The following is a 402-nucleotide window of genomic DNA, read 5'->3' on the forward strand; positions in this document are numbered from 1 at the left end:
AAGTTTCTATCTTTTTGTTTGTTTCGTCAATCTTTTGCTGGACTTCTTTTGCTTTTGCGCCGTTTGAATACACTTCCGGCAGTGCCATTTTTGCTTCCAGCGCAGATTTTTCTTCTTCGGCTTTTGCAATTTCTGCTTCAAGGCGGGCTACTTCTTTTTCGTTTTTGCGCCGTTCCGCCTCAATTTTTTTCTGTTCTTCCCAGCTTAGTTTGCCGGCAGATTTTGTCTCCATAGTTTTTGTTTCGTTGCTTTTTGAAGAATTCACGCTGCTTGTGGCAATTCCAGTTCCTTTTTCAAACTGACCGACGATTCCAGCTTCTTCAGCTTCAATGCGTTCCGTGTAATATTTGTAGTTTCCTGGAAATTCCCGGTGGCTTCCTGGTCTTAACTCAAGAACTTTTG

1 pseudogene is annotated in these 402 nt (G+C 42.3%); it reads right to left on the reverse strand.

Annotated features, from left to right (window positions below):
• A pseudogene (locus B4C08_RS05825) lies at positions 1-402 on the reverse strand (ABC transporter ATP-binding protein); the annotation flags it as partial.

Origin of the sequence: Treponema sp. UBA753 (genome assembly GCF_002297325.1) — a bacterium.
Lineage (GTDB): Bacteria > Spirochaetota > Spirochaetia > Treponematales > Treponemataceae > Treponema_D.